We start from the raw sequence: 1,189 nt of genomic DNA, 5'->3' as shown, positions 1-1,189 counted from the left end.
CCCGTCGTCCCCGGATACAACCGCAACGACTGCGGCTCCACCCGCGCCCACGGCGCAAGATCACCCACCGGTTCGAACCGGTACTCGTCCACCACATCACCGGTGTTGCGCACCCGCAACCGCACCGTCGCACTACCACCGGGATCCACCGTCGTCGACGCCGGCTCAAGAGAAGTCCAAAGTGTCATCGTCGTGTCCAGGTCTCTCAGCTCGGGAGGGAGATGATCAGGGTCGCCGTGTCCGGGCGGTCAGTTGCTCTCGGGAGGGAACGGGTAGTCCTTGGCGGTGACCTTGCCGGGGCTCCCCTGGGCGACGACCCTGCCCGCGTGCAGGTAGGCGAACGTCTTGTTGTCGACCACACCGGTCACCGGGAGGCCGACGCCCTCCTGGTAGACGCTGACCCTGGCGCTCGTCTGCTGAGTGGCCTCGCCGCTCACCCGGTTGTTCACGTCGCGCAGGTAGATCATGTTGGCCCGGATCCACAGCCCCTGCGCGGTGGCCACACTCTGGTCGATCGTCGTGTAGGACGCCCACAGCATGGCGCTCTCGAACCACGGGACCTCCCAGTTCTTCTTGCCGAGCTGCACACCGGAGGGGTCCGAGCCGAAGTGCTCCATCACCAAGGTGGTCATGGTGGACCGGCCGAGGTTGCCGAGGCCGTCCGTCTTGACGGAGACGCCGTCGTGCCGCTCGTCGTTCCGCGTCTGGAAGCACTTCAGGGCGGCCACGGTCGACTCGTCCATGAGACCCGTGGTGTGGGGGGCCGTGAGGCGGCAGGGGTTGTCCGTCTTCAGGGTGTTGAGCCGCACCTGGGCGAACTCCACGAACAGGTTGGGTCCGTCGCCCGGGCGGAAAGGCAGCGGTCCGGTGGGCTCGGCCTTCTCCGCCTTCTCCGCCTTCTCCGCCTCCTCCTCGCCACCACCGCCACCGCCACCGCCGGAGCCGGAGCCACCACCGCCCCCGCCACCGCCGGAGCCGGCACCGGAGCCGGGGGCGGCGGCGCCCGGGAGCGGGTTCTCCGCCGGGGCCGACGGCGCGTCGACGATCGGTTCGTCGGGCTCGGGGTTGGGCAGCGCGGTCGCGCCGGCCTCCGTCATCTGTTCGGTGGCCAGGGAGCGCACGTCGGGCTTGTAGGACAGCCAGATCACCACGAACGCGATCGCCAGGGCCAGGAACAGCCCCATCATCG

General features: G+C 69.4%; 1 protein-coding gene and 1 pseudogene. Both read right to left on the bottom strand.

What is annotated here, in order from left to right; genetic code table 11:
• Nucleotides 1–188 (bottom strand): annotated as a pseudogene (locus ACFYQA_RS39560) (hydrolase); the annotation flags it as partial.
• Nucleotides 189–248: 60 nt separating this feature from the next.
• The coding region (locus tag ACFYQA_RS39555; RefSeq protein ID WP_388928695.1) for a peptidoglycan-binding protein at nucleotides 249–1,189 on the bottom strand (941 nt) is incomplete at its 5' end.

Origin of the sequence: Streptomyces sp. NPDC005774, assembly GCF_042871645.1 — a bacterium.
Taxonomy (GTDB): domain Bacteria; phylum Actinomycetota; class Actinomycetes; order Streptomycetales; family Streptomycetaceae; genus Streptomyces; species Streptomyces pratens.
Note: the sequence above shows the minus strand (reverse complement) of the source record. Positions and strands in the feature narration are given on the sequence as shown.